Below are 15,358 nucleotides of genomic sequence, written 5' to 3' on the forward strand. Positions count from 1 at the left end.
CAAGTATATTTAACAAATGTCGCGAAAAAAAGAAGCACTCACCCTTTCAGTCCCGCCGGAAACCAAAGAACAGCTAGAGGCGATCGCCCTTCGCCTCGGCATCTTCTGGGGCAAAAATCCCAGCGTATCTGGGTTGCTGGTGGCGATCGCCCAGCACAAGTTAGAAGTTGGTGAACCCTTCACCCTCAACTCCACCGAAGTCGCAGCCTTGCAGCAAGCTGCTAAACTCCTTGTTGATTCAGGCCATCTTCGAGACGCGGAAGTCCTGGCAGCATTAATGTTAGATCGGGGCAACCTTGATGCTCCCCTGCGTCAATCAATTCTGCAACTGGTTAGTCAACCCAGCGAGGGATGGCGGCCCCGCGTCGATCAGCTCAGGAAGGCTCAACAGCCATTTCACCTCCTCTACCGCAATAACCAAGGAGAGGACTTAGAGTACACCGTGCGATACGCCGAGGTGTCTTTTGAAGAAAAACGCTTCTACCTCAACATCTGGTGCGAAGAGACTGATGACATCAAAAATCCCGACTTTCCCGAACTCATCCACAACCGCTGTCTGCGCTTCGACAACATCAAAGCGATCGTCCCTATAAGTGGACACTGGCGGTGCGAAGGCTTAGATTATCTAGTAGTGTACTTACACTTTCGGGGCGGACTGATCAAAGCCTATGAACGCAGAGTGGACAAGGATATTCAGGATGAAGTCTTAGGAGAGGGAAAAACCAAGGTGCGACAAGTTGTGCGGCGCCTCTCTAATCCCTTTTGGTTGATTCGAGAGGTGTTTCGGTACGGCAAAGACTGCGTGATTGTCTCGCCCCAGAATGTGCGCGATCGCTTCCAACAAGAACTGATCGACCTCTGCCGCCAGTACAACCTGGAAATCCGCGATTAAATCAAAAAAAAGCAGCCCGTACAGGCTGCTTTGAGAAAAAAACCGTTGTTGAGTTAGAGGAGAAAACTTTAAATCGAATTCAAATTACCGCTGTTTCAACTCCTGCCTGAGTTTCCACTATTTTTATCTACCGCTGACTTACCTTGCCTTCAGAACAAAACTTCAAATCCCGATTAGAATGCTGCTGAAAGTTCGTTGACCATTTTCACTCGGCCTCTGATCACCGCCCGCAGCAAGCGGTTGACACAGCCTCTGTCTTCGTCATTCAGCGACTCGTCGAAGGTGGCGGCCATCAACCCGTAGCGATCGGCCAATGTCAAAACACCTGTGTCGCTTACAGAAGCGAGGATTTCAGAGATAGCGCCGGGGAGGAGTTGTACGGGGTTCATGGCAGTGCGGTTGAATTCGATATGTTCATCATCCCGTGGTTTCCCGAAAAGATCGGTGATATTAATGAGGTTCCGAACGTGATTATTTTGGGTGTACGTAAGTGATCCGAGTAGAGTCAATATGTGACGGCAATCACAGCGCCACAGGTGGCGGCGGGCAATTCTATCCCACCCTAACCTTTGGGTAGGACGCGGGGCTGACGGCATTTCGCTAAAATGATCGTTAATCCCTCAACCCGTTTAATTTTTACCCCAGTACCCAAAATGCTTGATTTTCTCAATCCTCTCTTGGGCCGCAAGCCCGATCGCATCAAAGCCAATGTGGAAATCTATACTTGGCAAACCTGTCCCTACTGCATCCGCGCCAAAACTTTGCTGTGGTGGAAAGGCGTAAATTTCACGGAATACAAAATTGATGGCGATGAAGCGGCTAGAAATGCAATGGCCGATCGCGCTAACGGACGCCGCAGCGTACCCCAAATTTTCATTAATAACCAACACGTAGGCGGCTGCGATGACATTCACAAACTTGATACAGAAGGACAGTTAGATCCGCTGCTAGCTCAACCAGCAGTTTAAACTGAGATATTGCACCATTTCCCGGAACAGGCAAGATGCCTGTGAAGCGAAGAGTGAATTTTCTGCTTGTGGGGCGGGCATCTTGCCCTCCCGCTTATTAACTAAAGTCCTTACTACAAACCTTTGGCAAATTTACTTAGATTATCTTGCCGCCATTTAGCATCCGATCGCCTGTCTGTTTGCAATTCTAAGACGCGAATCCCGCTATTTGGCAAAAAACTTAATTTTTGTTTGAACTGTTCCCAATCGTCTATTATCTCGTGTTCCACGCCGTAAGTTGCACACAACTGAGCAAAATTGATATGCTGCGGCGTGGCAAAAAACTCTTCAAAGGGTGGGTCAAATTTGGCAACGGGCAACATTTCAAAAATCCCGCCACCGTTGTTATTGATTAATATAATTGTCAGATGACCTATAAATTTATTTTTAATTAAAAAACCGTTCGTATCGTGCAAAAGTGTTAAATCACCTGTTAATAAAATACTGCTTTGATAGCAGTGAGCCACTCCTAAAGCTGTTGACAATGTGCCGTCTATGCCGTTAGCGCCGCGATTGACAAAAGGTTTTATTTCTAAGTTGTTCGGCTTCCAGAAAAACTCAACATCTCGGACGGGCATACTGTTAGCAATAAATATCGGTGTTCCGGGTGGCAAAATTTGGGAAAGCAGCCAGGAAACTTTGGGTTCGATTATGTTGTTAATTGCTGATATTTTTTGGTCTATTGTTTGTCTGACTTGGATTTCGGTGTTGTGCCAAAGTTGGAGATATTCGTTTGATGGCGAGGTTAGAACCCCCCCTAACCCCCCCTTGCTAAGGGGGGGGACTGGACGGGAGATAGCAGTGGCAGCAGTGGCTTGATCCCCCCCTAACCCCCCCTTAATAAGGGGGGGGACAAGAGTTGATTCCCCATTGTTCAGGGGAGGGATTTGAGGGGAAATAGCAGTGGTAGCAGGGGATCGATCCCCCCCTAACCCCCCCTTAATAAGGGGGGGGACAAGAGTTAATATAGTTGCGAGATTAGTTGCGAGATTTTCTACGGAGGTTCGCAGGTGAATTGTTTTGCCGTGTAGGGGATCGAAATTGTGGTGGCTGGGGTCGATTATGTAGCGTTTGGGTTGGGTTTTATCTAGCCAGTTTCGCAGTTCTTTGCTTGTGGGTAAGTCTCCGATTTGAATGGCGATTTCTGGGGTTAATTTATCTGCTAGTTCGCGGTTCCGCAGGATTAAATCGTAGGTGGAAATTAGATAAGGATTGAGTTGGGCGTGGTTTCTGAGTGGGGACAATCCTTCTGCTAAAACTGGCCAGTTTAATAGTTGGGAAATTTGGGCGATCGCACTACAGTATTTTTCGGGAAATTGAGGCTGTGCAACGCCTGCAATAATAATCCCTCGATCGCACTTCTGCCATTGTTGCATTGTACTTTCTTCTCCCCCCCTTAACAAGGGGGGGCTGGGGGGGGTAGAGCTTTCTCCTGCGAAAATGGGTTCTAATCCTGCAAAGAATTCTTCGGGATTAAATTGTGTTTCTAAAACTTCTACAGCTATGTCGGGAACGGGTACAAGCGGGTCGCGAAAGGGGATGTTGAGGTGAACGGGGCCGGGTGTTGGAAATTGCGATCGCTCCCAAGCATACGCGATCGTCTGCCGCAGATAGTCTAGCATTCCTCTGGACGCAGAAGGTATAGCTAATTCGGCTTGCCAGTTGGGATAATTGCCGTATATTTTCACTTGGTCGATCGCTTGTCCGGCGTGACAGTCCCGCAATTCTGGAGGTCGATCGGCGGTGAATATTAGCAGGGGAATTCGACTTTCTCTGGCTTCTATTATCGCCGGATAAAAGTTGGCTGCGGCGGTTCCAGATGTGCAAATTAGTGCGGTTGGCAAATATGCTTTTTTGGCAATTCCTAATGCAAAAAAACTGGCTGAACGTTCGTCAAGTATGGGAATAGTTTCTATTTTTTTGTTTTGAGCAAAGGCTATTGTTAGCGGTGCCGATCGCGAACCTGGACAAATGACGGCGGTAGTTAATCCCAGACGCTGCAAAGTCTCTGCTAATATCGAAGACCAGAGGGTATTTGTATTGCGGAAATCTATAGGCATTGCTAAATCTGAGTATCTCAACTCTGTATTGTGCTATGATATTATACCCAAATAATTGTCAGGATACATTTTTATGATTCTTGAGGCGGTTGTGCTTAATGTTAAATCTGGCTGTGAGGGTGATTTTGAGATCGCTTTTAAAGAAGCCTCCCGTCTGATAGCATCTATAGATGGATATTTATCTCACGAACTTCATCGCTGCACAGAAGTTAAAGGAAAATATCTATTATTGGTTAGATGGGAAAATTTAGAAGCTCATACAATTAGATTTAGGAGTTCTCCTGAATATCAAGAGTGGAAAAGAATGCTTCACCATTTTTACGATCCTTTTCCCATAGTAGAACATTTTGAGGAGGTAAAAATTAAACATTAATAGTCCTGGACGCAGAAGCCCTATTTGTAGGGTGCGCCTTGCACACCTTACTACATATAAATTAGCTGAATTAGACTAAAGCATTTAAAAGTGCCTGCAATTTGAGCTGAATTTCTGCTAGTTCTTTCTCTGGTTCCGAACCGGCGACAATACCGGCTCCAGCATACAGTATAGCCCGATCGCCGTCGATTAATGCCGATCGAATGCCGACGGCAAATTCGCCGTTGCCGGTGCGATCGATCCAGCCCAGGGGTGCTGCGTACAAAGAGCGATCGCAGCTTTCGCAGCGGCGAATTTGTTCTAGGGCAATATCTCTCGGCACGCCCGCTACCGCTGGGGTTGGATGCAGTTGAGCTAAAATCTTTAATAAATGAATATCTGCGGGAATTCGAGCCGTTATCGGCGTCCACAAATGCTGAATGTTTGATAGTTGCAGCAGTCTGGGAATTGGGGAAAAATTGGGGGTTATGCCGAGTTGAGACAGGCGATCGACAATAAAGTCAATTACAACTCGATGTTCTCGAATATCCTTCTCACTCTCTAGCAATCCCTGGGCTAGTTTCGCATCTTCTGCTTCAGTTTTCCCCCTCGGTGCTGAACCTGCTAAAGCATCTGTTGATAACTGATTGTTGTGAATGCTAATTAAGCGTTCTGGACTGGCACCGATAAATTTTTGACCTTTGCCGTTACTGGTTGAAAATACATAGCAATCTGGATAGCTAAGGCGCAAGTTGTTTAAGGAATCTATCAAACTGAAAGGGGTTTGAGAAATTACATTGATTGCTTGGGATAAAACAATTTTACTAAAATATTGAGATTTTATCAATTCTAAAGCCGATTTTACTGATGTTTTAAATTGACTGGCATCATTGACGGGGATTTGTTGTTTCAAATATCTCGAACGGTCGAGCGCAGTAGTTAATTTTGGGTATTTACGAGAGGCAATTTTATCAAATGTTTGCCAGATATTTTCGGCTATTTTTTTTACGTTTATATCTTTTTCTACTAGCGCATTCGCAACTAGAATGCAGCTATCTTTTTGTCGAGTAATTTGCCATTTGGGTAAAAATATGGTAGCGGGTGGAAAGTAAGAATTAGGGGCAAGGTTCTCATCAAAAAAAGCAAAACTACAAAAAAAGTGAGGCCCGCTAAATGGCAAGCGTTCGGCACCAATGGTAATTGTATTGGCAAGTGTTGAACGAATAAAATTTTGAGCTAAGGCAAACCGATCGGTTCCTGCTACTGTGAGATGGATTGCCGAATCAAGGGCTGCGATCGCAAAACTTTTGCCGCCAATTGGGTCTCTTTTTTCAAAATAAAAGTGCCGCTGACAAGGTTCGGAAATATCTTGCAGTACAGCTAGCGGATCGACGGGGGCAATCTCCTGAGAAATACTAACTATTTTTGTTTGATCTTTTTCGGTTAAAGACTGCTGGCAATCTAACAGAAACTGATGCAGTTGATTGCGGTCTTGTAAAAGATTAGCGCGGTGCGGTATTACTGTCATGAAAGCGAGAATAGCAGATTTGTCAGAAAGAGTGCGGTTTTGTCCCGCTAGAACCCCTATTTCGATCTAAGCACGGGAGGGCGATCGCAAAACATGACCTTTCGAGTTTCCCGGAAAGTTTGAGCTCGCTTGGGGCAGAAAACAGACTATCGCGCGATCGATCGAAACATTTAGACATAAAACTTTAAGATTGAGCGGCTAAATCTCGACACAAGGCGATCGACCCCGCAGAGGTTTGCAGACGGGCATTACCGGGCGTGCGATCGCCCGCAAAGCCTCTCAATGGATGCCCCCCGCGCACTCAACCGGATACAGAGTACACTTTCTTCACCAAGAATTGTAAAATTACTAAGCTGCTATCAATTGAATCAAGTTTGTGTGATGACAACAAAGTTAATTGAACGTCCAAATAGTAAATTGTGGCTGGCGGCAATCAAGCCGCCCATGTACAGCGTTGCGGTGATTCCTATTTCAGTAGGAACTGCAATTGCTTTTGCCGAAAATCAAACGATTAATTCGTCAAATTTTTCGACATTTTTAATTTCAGCCATTTTGATTATAGCATGGCTGAATCTCAGCAATGATGTGTTTGACTCAGAAACAGGAATCGATAAAAACAAAGCGCATTCCCTAGTTAACTTAACCGGAAATAAAGCTTTAATTTTCGGGCTGGCAAATCTGTTTTTAGCAGTCGGAGTGTCGGGAATCTGCGCCATAAGCTGGTGGCAAAAAGACCCAACAGTAATTTTGCTGGTAGTTTTGTCCTGTGCTCTCGGCTACACTTATCAAGGGCCTCCATTTCGTCTTGGCTATCAGGGTTTAGGGGAAATCATCTGCTTTTTCACCTTCGGACCGCTAGCCTTCGCCGCTGCTTATTACAGTCAAACTCAAACTTGGTCTGCTACTAATTTTGCGGCTTCGGCAATCGTGGGAATTACTACGAGTATCATCTTATTTTGTTCCCATTTTCACCAAGTTGAGGACGATTTGGCTGCAGGCAAAAAATCGCCGATTGTTCGACTCGGTACGAAAAAAGGTGCTCAGTTGTTGCAGTGGTTGTGCGGCAGCGTTTATGCTTTGACTGTGCTATTTGTGACTTTGGGAATGTTCCCAATTTGGACGCTGTTGATTTTTGGGAGTGTGTCATTTGCGATCGACCTTTGCCGCCATGTCACAGACTATCACGACCAACCGGCAAAGGTCAGCAACTCTAAGTTTATCGCAGTCACGCTGCATTTTTCGAGCGGATTGCTGCTGGCGTTGGGGTTTGCTTTGTAGATCGGGCGATCGGGAATTTCGGTAAAATGGAGGTATGGTTTGCTAAGTTGAGGGAGTTGGCAGAGTTGGGTGACTTCTCAAAATCTTCTTTAATTCAGCAATCCGTACCTCATATTGAATCGTAAAAAAGGAGAATCAAAGCATGAGTACGCAAACTGAAATCGGTCAAATTATGAGTTTAGAAGAAATTTTTAGCCTATATCCTGATGAGTGGGTACTCATCGTCAATCCTGAATTAGATGAAGAATTAAACGTGATTCGAGGTGAAGTTTTAGCCCATGCAACAGAACGCGATGAAATTTACAGTAAGCTTTCATTAAGGGATGGAAAATCTGTCGCAATAGAGTATACTGGCTCGATACCTGATAACATAGCAGTGATGTTGTAACGAAAATGCCAGCTTATCAGAAAGTTTACCGCTTGTTGCGTTATGGACAAAATTTGCTAGCCGTGCCAGCAACTGTTGGCAGTAGAGAAGGGGGCGATTTTGTGCGGGTGCGTTTATTGGTAGATACGGGATATAGCTTCACAATATTGCCAGTTCAAGTATTACAAAATCTGGGTTACGATACACGCAATCCTTTACGCAGGCAAGAATTAGTTACTGGTCAAGGAAGAATTTATGCTCCTGTAATTAATGTATCTTGGTTTAATTGCGTGGGTCAACTAATAGAAAAATTTGACATAGTTGCCCACGATATACCGCCAAATCTTCGTATAGATGGTCTTATTGGTATGGACTTTCTAACTCGTTTTCAGGCCATCATCTCTGTTAGCGATGCGGAAATTAGATTTCAGTAAATACGGCACTTATAGTAATAATTGTATATGGATAACTTTAAAAAATATCAATTTCACTATTCCTTAACGGGCCACAAAAATCAGCCAATAATTTTATTACTCCACGGTTTTACCTGCGATTGTCAAGACTTTAATCCCATCATTTCCTTACTTTCTAAAAGTTATTGCTGTCTAGCAGTTGACCTTCCCGGTCACGGAGAAACCATAGTGATCGGCGACGAAAGTTGCTACAATATGCCAAATACAGCCCAAGCATTGATAGAGTTATTAAATGATTTACAAATAGACAAATGTTTGTTGTTGGGCTATTCAATGGGCGGGCGATTGGCACTGTACATGACATTACATTTTCCTGAAAGATTCGAGAAAGTAGTGTTAGAGTCAGCTTCTCCGGGATTGAAGACAGAAAAAGAGCGAGCGCGCCGCCTGCAAGCCGATTCACAGATAGCACAAAACCTGGAAAATAGCAACATTAAAGATTTTTTATTAAACTGGTACGATCGCCCTTTATTCAAATCTTTAAAAAACTCTCCCAACTTCGACAAACTCATAGAAACCCGCTTAGCAAATAATCCCTTAGAATTAGCCAAATCCCTCCGCAACATAGGAACCGGCAACCAGCCCTCTCTCTGGGAAAAACTCCCACAAAATCAAATCCCCATCCTCTTGCTAGCGGGAGAATATGATGATAAATTTACAACTATAAATACAGAAATTGCCAGCTTGTGTCCGGCCTCTAGTCTGGAAATTGTACCAAAAGCTGGTCACAACATCCATTTGGAAAATCTCGATCAGTTTGTCGCACTTGTGAGAGAATTTTATGATTAATAAGACTTGCACAAAAAATATCAATGTTGTAGGGTGCGCACTGCGCACATTCTTTAATCCTATGTAACAACAACGCGCACATTCTGTAACGATCGGGTGCGCAATGCGCACCTTACAATTGATAAACTGAGATAATTTTATGATTTAAAAAAATGCTTTATCAATTCGAGTTTCGCACTTATCAGCGAAAGTTTAAGCGTCCACTGCAAACAAGTCACGGCATTTGGGATATTCGCGAAGGAATTATCCTGCGAATTGTTGGCGAAAATGGTCGAATTGGTTGGGGAGAAATTGCTCCTTTGAGTTGGTTTGGTTCCGAAAGTTTTGAGCAAGCTTTAGATTTTTGTAACTCGTTGCCAGCTAATCTTTCAGGAGAGATGATTTTCGCTATTTCCGCTGAATTGCCTGCTTGTCAATTTGGCTTTGAGTCGGCACTATCAAACTCTAGATCCCCCCTAACCCCCCTTAATAAGGGGGGGACAAGAAATATTCTCAAAGTTCCCTGGATACAGGCTGGGAATGAGGAAGAAAAAAATCGGTTCAGCGGTTTATTGCCAGCAGGAGAAACAGCTTTGCAGGCTTTGCAAGTGCTTTGGTTAGAGGGATATCGCACGTTTAAATGGAAGATTGGCGTTGCTGCAATTGAACGAGAATTAAAGATTTTTCAGCAGCTAATTAAGGCAATGCACAATTTGTGCGATCGACAACCGGCATTTTTGCGGCTAGATGCCAACGGGGGACTCAGTTACTCGCAGGCTAAAACATGGCTGGAAGCTTGCGACAAGGTAAAAGCAACTCCCGATTTTTCCGCAGACATTGAATTTTTGGAACAGCCGCTGCCTGTAACACAGTTTCAGGAAATGGTAGAATTGAATGCTATTTATGCAACTCCGATCGCCCTAGACGAATCCGCCGCCAACCTCGATCGCATCCAAGAGTGCTACAGCCAAGGCTGGCGGGGCATTTTCGTCATTAAACCTGCGATCTGCGGTTCTCCATCCCAACTGCGAACATTTTGTCAAACTCACAATATAGACGCTGTTTTCTCATCAGTATTTGAAACCGAAATCGGCAGACAAGCAGCATTAAATTTAGCAACAGAATTATCTTTAAATAAGAGAGCACTCGGTTTCGGCACCGATTGCTGGTTCGACGACAATCATTCGATTTTAGATTTTAGATTTTAGATTTTAGATTACTCCCACGACTCAATCAGGCAGGTTAGGTAATTGTTTTGAATCGAGAAACTTGGTGAAAGCATCTATGGCAACAAATCTAACAGTAAATATTCTGGATCTCGCGGATCGCTTGCCCGATAATTGGCTTATCGGTTGTGACAGTCGCGAATTTGCCCGAATTGTCGATCGGCTATTTCAAGAAATCACCCAAAATCAAGTACAGGAAAAACCCCCAAAAATTTGCCTCGCAGAACCCGAACCCGTGCAATTTCTTGCCAGTTTCACCGCCGCCCGTGCCGCCAAATGCCCGATTTTTCTCTGCAATCCTAACTGGGTAAAACAAGAATGGCAACAAGTCTTTGATTTAGTCCAACCAGACATATTTTTAGGACAATACCCGCTTCCCAACAATCCCCATATCCCAGTCCGCGAAGGCGGACTTCGTTCGTGTAGAAGCGAATTCCATTCGCCCGAATTCTATTCCCCCGGTAAAAACGGTTTTGATACTATTATGATTTCCACCGGCGGTTCGTCGGGAAAAATCCGTTTTGCAATCCACACTTGGGAAACGCTAACAGCATCAGTACAAGGTTTTCAACAATATTTTCAAGTTGACAAAATCAACTCGTTCTGCGTTTTGCCCTTATACCACGTCAGCGGTTTAATGCAATTCATGCGATCGTTTACGACGGCTGGAAAACTGGCAATAGGGTCGTTCAAAGCACTGGAAGCTGGCGAAAAATGCAATATCGAACCCGAAGAATTTTTCATTTCTTTAGTTCCAACTCAACTGCAACGGCTGCTGCAAAACCCAGATACAGCTAATTGGCTTGGACGGTTTCGTGCTGTACTTTTGGGCGGTGCTCCCGCTTGGCCGGAACTTTTAGAAACAGCTAGAAATTATCAAATCAAATTAGCCCCCAGTTACGGCATGACAGAAACTGCCTCGCAAATTGCTACACTAAAACCCGAAGATTTTCTCGCAGGCAATAACAGTTCCGGTCAAACTTTACCGCACGCTCAAATAACTATTCGCAGTGCAAAAGGCGATATTTTGTGCGATAATCAGATAGGAAATATTGCGGTAAATGCTAAATCTTTGGCGTTGGGTTATTATCCTGAAAATTTTGCCGATCGCGAATATTTCCAATTAGACGATCTGGGATTTTTTGATAAAAATAACTGCTTAAATATCGTCGGACGCAGCAGCGACAAAATTATCACAGGCGGAGAAAATGTATTTCCGGCGGAAGTTGAAGCCGTTGTGCGATCGACTAATTTAGTTGCGGATGTTGCTGTAATTGGCTTGCCAGACAAAAATTGGGGTCAAGTCGTCACGGCTATCTACGTTCCCGCTAATGCCGAAGTTACTGTCAAAAATCTGCAAGCGGCAATAGAAGATAAGTTGAGCAAGTTTAAGCGACCGAAATATTGGGTAATCGTCGAACAATTGCCGCGCAATTCTCAAGGCAAAGTCAATCGAGAACAATTGCAAGAAATTGGGCTAAAATATCAATAATTATTAGGCGATCGCAATCAATGCAGAAGGCAGAATTTTTCATGCTTATTTCTGACTCCTGACAACTGTCAACTGTCAACAGTTAACAGTTAACTGTTGACAGTCAACTGACTAATTACGACAAACCTAACAGCCTTCTCCTCCTCTCTGCTTCTTGCCTTTGAACATCCACAAACTTCAACATTCGGTAAAGTACCTCTATTTGCCCCAACTTAATACCTGCTTGTTCAGCCACCCGTATCGGATTACCAAAAATCGCCTCAACTTCCAGGGGTCGCGATTCATCGTAATCGATTTTCATGCTCGTGCGGTAAGGCTTCATTTTCTCAGTGTATTCGAGCATATGTGGGATAAAGTCATCGGGAATAATGCGATCGCCACTTTTGGCTCCGGCTATCACTTCCCCCATGATTTCCTCAACTAAAATCCGAGTATCGGGATTAGCCATCAGTTGGTCAGTTCTTGCATCCAACACTACAGACAGCCCGTTATAAGGAATATTCCAAACCAGCTTTTTCCACCTTGATAATAACAAATCTTCGCTCATTTTAATATGGATATTAGCAAGTTTAAAATCCCCAGCAATTTGGTGCATTCTATTAGTAATACCGATTGCTTTGTAGTCTTGGGCATATTCTCCCAGCGTGATAGTGCCGTAATCTAGGTGGCAGATGTGACCTGGCCCAACTTTATAAGAACAGAGAAAACACAGACCGCCAACCACTCGTTCTGCACCGACAATTTTAGCTACTTCCGGTTCTGTATTCAATCCGTTTTGCAATACTAAAACCGCGCCGTTATCCTTTAATAAAGGAGGCAAAATTTTGGGCAACAAGTGATTTTGAGTTGTTTTCAGCGCTACAATTACTACGTCGCACTGAGGCATTTTGTGCGCGTCGCGGTAGGCGCGGACGTGGGGGAGGGTGAAGTCGCCTTCGGGAGACTCGACAATCAAACCGTGTTTTTTGACGCGATCGTAATCACTGCGAAGCAAAAAATTGACTTCTAAACCTGCTTGTTGCAGTCTAGCACCGTAGAATCCCCCTAAAGCTCCCGTGCCGACGATGGCATAATTGCGATTTGACATAATATCAAAAACTCCGAAAAAATTCTCAACCTAAAAGAAATTAGACCCCGCTCAAAAACGGATACCGTGCCACGTACTTAAGTCGCGATCGGTCCAAAACTTTAGACCAAAGTTGAAACTCCCAGATTCAATGCTGCAAGTAAATCTAAAATCTAAAATCTAAAATCTAAAATCTAAAATCGACTGACTGTCATTCCCTGCTATTCTTTAAAGATAGAACTAATCTGAAATCTCAAATCTCAAATTTCCTCATCCACTGCATCAAGTCTTCAGATAGCTGTTTTCTATTTCGGCTAACTGCATCGATGCAGACGTGCTTAGTCAGAGCTTTAGCAGCGCTTCTTCCTGCAAGTTCCTCCGCCGCCAAAAATACTTGATAGGCAATTTCAAATTCATCGCCAGCAACCTGTTTGGGCGTCAATTGAATCATCAGCCGATCGCCCGCAAACATTGGGCGATAAAAATCTACACTAGCATGAATTATGGGAAAGGCAACCTCGGGATTGCTGAAAAAGGCTTTGAGATTGATTCCCGATGCTGCTAGAGATGCCTCGTAAGCTTCGTGGCACATCGCCAAAACGTTAGCAAAGTAAACGACTCCGGCAGCATCGGTATCTTGAAAGCGAACAGTGCGGGTGTAAGTGAAAGACATTTGAGGTAGTAGCGGGCGATCGCAAATTGGATCTGAATTTTACCAACCATCATATCCGTAAACCCGCACTTTTGGAGAAGTTATCAGCTAAGTAAGTAGGCGCTAATTTCTTATATTGTAAAACTCGCCCTCCTCACTCCTTCCCCTGATTTCTTAACCTTTGTTCTTAATCAACATCACGTCTATAATCTTGAGGGCAACATCTTCGGAAAGCCCCAATGCACCGTAAAGATCGTTCAACAGTTCTTCTTCTTCTTCTGAAACCTCGCCATCTGCTAAAGCGATATCAGTTGTCACAGCAAAAACTGTTTCTTTAAGTTCGTCGGGAAGCGTTGCCAAAGCCGCATTAAACAGTACGTCAACTCCTTGCCGTTGCAGAATCATCAGCAGGCGATCGAGCATTTTTCTCATCACGTCATCGGGATAGCTGCGGAACAGTTGCATCCGAGATAGCGTCATGCTAATCGCTTTACTTTCGCTGTCATTGATGTAACCGTCGGCTGCTACGGCAATTAGCGCGATCGCCGCAAATGCTTCGGCCGGCCCTAACGCTACGTCGGTTTGTTGGCGAGTACGCGATACTTTATCAAATAAACCCATGATATTTTCCTCATTATTTAGTGGTGGATTCATGGAGTCAGGATGGGTTCTGGCTCGGGAGGTTTCTTTGGGGATTTCGACAATTATATCAAATCTTGTTAGTTATTTATTATCAATAAAATTATGAAAAAATTAAGAATTTTTATTTCGCCCTTCGGCGCGGCAATGGCGGGTTTATTCATCTCCTGAATTGCCTTCCCATATATCGGCTAAAACCCGCCCTCGATCGCAGCCGATCTACTTGTCAAAAAGGGCTAAATCTGCTTTCAGGAAATCAACAAACTGCCGCGCAGTCCTGCCCGATCGACCGTTGCGGCGAGTTGCCCATTCTTTAGCGCGGTGATCCAAATCCTCAGCAGCGAGTTTGATTCCAGCAAGTTCTGCCAGATGTCTGACAATTTTTAAATAAGTGTTTTGATCTGCCGGTTCAAAAGTTAAAGTCAAGCCAAATCGATCGCTAAATGAAAGTTTTTCCTGCACAGTATCCCAAGCGTGAACTTCATCCCCGTCGCGGGGGCGGGGCCTGTCGTCAAAAAACTCTCGAATTAAATGTCGCCTGTTAGATGTGGCGTAAACAACTACATTTTGAGGTCGGGCGGTGACATTTCCCTCTAAAACCACTTTCAAGGATTTAAAAGCCTCATCATCTTCCTCAAAAGATAGGTCATCCACAAAAATAATAAACTTTTGAGGAACTCCCCGCAACTGTTCGACAATTAGCGGCAAATCTTGCAAATCAGATTTAGATACTTCAATCAAGCGCAGATTGCGATCGCTAAATTCATTTAACAGCGACTTCACCAAAGAAGACTTCCCCGAACCGCGGCTCCCGTACAGCAAGACGTGCAAAGCCGGATAGCCTGCCAGCAAAAACTCCGTATTTTTCACCAGAGCATCCCGCTGCCAATCGCAGCAAACCAACTCTTTCAAATTTATGCGATCGGGATGCGAAATACTCGCCAACTGCCCTCCCCGCCACCCAAAAGCGCGATATTCGGCAAACAAACCCGTGCCAAACTGTCGGTAATAAACTGCCAAAGATTCCGCAGCGCTAGACCATTTTTCCAATTTCCCGTGCAGCGGCAAATCTCCGTGTTCTGCTTCACTTTCTGAATGCCAAATCGGAGGCACAGCGACAAGTTGACCCGCTACCCGCACCCACTTGCTCAACTCATCGCTGCTGCATTCGTAAATATTTTGCAGCACTTGTAAATCATGTCGGGCGGCCTCCACCAAAGCGGGGGGCAAACTCGCAAAATCTGTTTGCTGAGCTCGGCGAGAAAAGGGGTTTTCGTCTTTGAGAATTTCGGAAATCAGAGAATCTTTCCAGCTCTGATTTTTAGCAGCCTGAACTTTGAACCAGTTCCCGTAAGCTACCTGACAGTCCAAACCGCTGACTTCGCTGTGGTGGAGAGCTTGCAGCAAATCGAGAAAAGCTTGACCTGCGGGGCTTTTGAGAACCGATTGATACAGCAGCAGGGATGCTGCGAGGCGCTGGAGGTAACGGATTTGGGCGATCGCACTAGAAGTTAGGGCTGACATAATGGCAATTGTATAACAGTTAGATATTCTGACT

Annotated in this window: 16 protein-coding genes; 9 read left to right on the top strand and 7 right to left on the bottom strand. The window is 44.6% G+C overall.

Annotated elements, in window-relative coordinates; translation table 11 throughout:
• Positions 1-16 precede the first annotated feature (16 nt).
• Positions 17-892, top strand: a complete 876-nt coding sequence (locus tag QUA02_RS11060) for a helix-turn-helix transcriptional regulator (protein ID WP_333027498.1) — start codon at positions 17-19, stop codon at positions 890-892.
• A gap of 173 nt (positions 893-1,065) precedes the next feature.
• On the opposite strand, the gene QUA02_RS11065 is transcribed toward QUA02_RS11060, so the two are convergent.
• Positions 1,066-1,281, bottom strand: coding sequence for a hypothetical protein (locus tag QUA02_RS11065; RefSeq protein WP_333027501.1), 216 nt, complete (start codon positions 1,279-1,281; stop codon positions 1,066-1,068).
• Positions 1,282-1,545: 264 nt separating this feature from the next.
• Here QUA02_RS11065 and grxC point away from each other — a divergent pair, with 264 nt between their 5' ends.
• Positions 1,546-1,860 carry a glutaredoxin 3 gene (gene grxC, locus QUA02_RS11070; protein ID WP_333027503.1) on the top strand — a complete coding sequence of 105 codons (315 nt, stop codon included), beginning with the start codon at positions 1,546-1,548 and terminating at the stop codon, positions 1,858-1,860.
• Between the two features lie 113 nt (positions 1,861-1,973).
• Here grxC and menD read toward each other — a convergent pair whose 3' ends face one another.
• On the bottom strand, positions 1,974-3,959 hold the full coding sequence (menD, locus tag QUA02_RS11075; RefSeq protein WP_333027506.1) for a 2-succinyl-5-enolpyruvyl-6-hydroxy-3-cyclohexene-1-carboxylic-acid synthase: 1,986 nt from the start codon (positions 3,957-3,959) through the stop codon (positions 1,974-1,976).
• Positions 3,960-4,032: 73 nt separating this feature from the next.
• Between menD and QUA02_RS11080 the strand changes: the two genes are divergently transcribed.
• Positions 4,033-4,332, top strand: a complete 300-nt coding sequence (locus tag QUA02_RS11080) for an antibiotic biosynthesis monooxygenase family protein (RefSeq protein WP_333027507.1) — start codon at positions 4,033-4,035, stop codon at positions 4,330-4,332.
• A 70-nt stretch (positions 4,333-4,402) separates the two neighbouring features.
• On the opposite strand, the gene QUA02_RS11085 is transcribed toward QUA02_RS11080, so the two are convergent.
• Entirely contained in the window at positions 4,403-5,839 is a 1,437-nt protein-coding gene (locus tag QUA02_RS11085) for an isochorismate synthase (protein WP_333027508.1), read from the bottom strand.
• Between the two features lie 381 nt (positions 5,840-6,220).
• Between QUA02_RS11085 and menA the strand changes: the two genes are divergently transcribed.
• From menA to QUA02_RS11115, 6 genes are all read left to right on the top strand, one after another.
• Entirely contained in the window at positions 6,221-7,117 is an 897-nt protein-coding gene (gene menA, locus QUA02_RS11090; RefSeq protein ID WP_333027510.1) for a 2-carboxy-1,4-naphthoquinone phytyltransferase, read from the top strand.
• A 142-nt stretch (positions 7,118-7,259) separates the two neighbouring features.
• Positions 7,260-7,505: a hypothetical protein gene (locus tag QUA02_RS11095; protein WP_333027512.1), complete on the top strand. Its 246-nt coding sequence runs from the start codon at positions 7,260-7,262 to the stop codon at positions 7,503-7,505.
• 5 nt (positions 7,506-7,510) lie between these two features.
• The gene (locus tag QUA02_RS11100; protein ID WP_333027514.1) at positions 7,511-7,918 is read left to right on the top strand and encodes a retropepsin-like aspartic protease family protein; all 408 of its coding nucleotides are present in this window, start codon (positions 7,511-7,513) and stop codon (positions 7,916-7,918) included.
• Between the two features lie 27 nt (positions 7,919-7,945).
• A complete protein-coding gene (menH, locus tag QUA02_RS11105) occupies positions 7,946-8,746 on the top strand; it encodes a 2-succinyl-6-hydroxy-2,4-cyclohexadiene-1-carboxylate synthase (RefSeq protein ID WP_333027516.1) in 801 nt (266 codons plus the stop codon).
• Between the two features lie 152 nt (positions 8,747-8,898).
• Positions 8,899-9,933, top strand: a complete 1,035-nt coding sequence (locus QUA02_RS11110) for an o-succinylbenzoate synthase (protein ID WP_333027518.1) — start codon at positions 8,899-8,901, stop codon at positions 9,931-9,933.
• A 76-nt stretch (positions 9,934-10,009) separates the two neighbouring features.
• Positions 10,010-11,443 (top strand): 2-succinylbenzoate--CoA ligase, encoded by a 1,434-nt coding sequence (locus QUA02_RS11115; RefSeq protein ID WP_333027520.1) that lies wholly within the window; start codon positions 10,010-10,012, stop codon positions 11,441-11,443.
• Positions 11,444-11,558: 115 nt separating this feature from the next.
• Here QUA02_RS11115 and QUA02_RS11120 read toward each other — a convergent pair whose 3' ends face one another.
• The 4 genes from QUA02_RS11120 to QUA02_RS11135 form a co-directional block, all read right to left on the bottom strand.
• Entirely contained in the window at positions 11,559-12,530 is a 972-nt protein-coding gene (locus tag QUA02_RS11120; protein WP_333027521.1) for a putative 2-dehydropantoate 2-reductase, read from the bottom strand.
• Positions 12,531-12,762: 232 nt separating this feature from the next.
• The gene (locus QUA02_RS11125) at positions 12,763-13,182 is read right to left on the bottom strand and encodes an acyl-CoA thioesterase (protein WP_333027524.1); all 420 of its coding nucleotides are present in this window, start codon (positions 13,180-13,182) and stop codon (positions 12,763-12,765) included.
• A gap of 153 nt (positions 13,183-13,335) precedes the next feature.
• Complete coding sequence (locus QUA02_RS11130; protein ID WP_333027527.1) at positions 13,336-13,782, bottom strand: tellurite resistance TerB family protein; 447 nt, start codon at positions 13,780-13,782, stop codon at positions 13,336-13,338.
• 237 nt (positions 13,783-14,019) lie between these two features.
• Positions 14,020-15,324, bottom strand: a complete 1,305-nt coding sequence (locus tag QUA02_RS11135) for an ATP-binding protein (protein WP_333027530.1) — start codon at positions 15,322-15,324, stop codon at positions 14,020-14,022.
• Positions 15,325-15,358: the final 34 nt, after the last annotated feature.

Source organism: Microcoleus pseudofavosus SVA1_A4 (genome assembly GCF_036700565.1).
Classification (GTDB): Bacteria; Cyanobacteriota; Cyanobacteriia; order Cyanobacteriales; family Microcoleaceae; genus Microcoleus.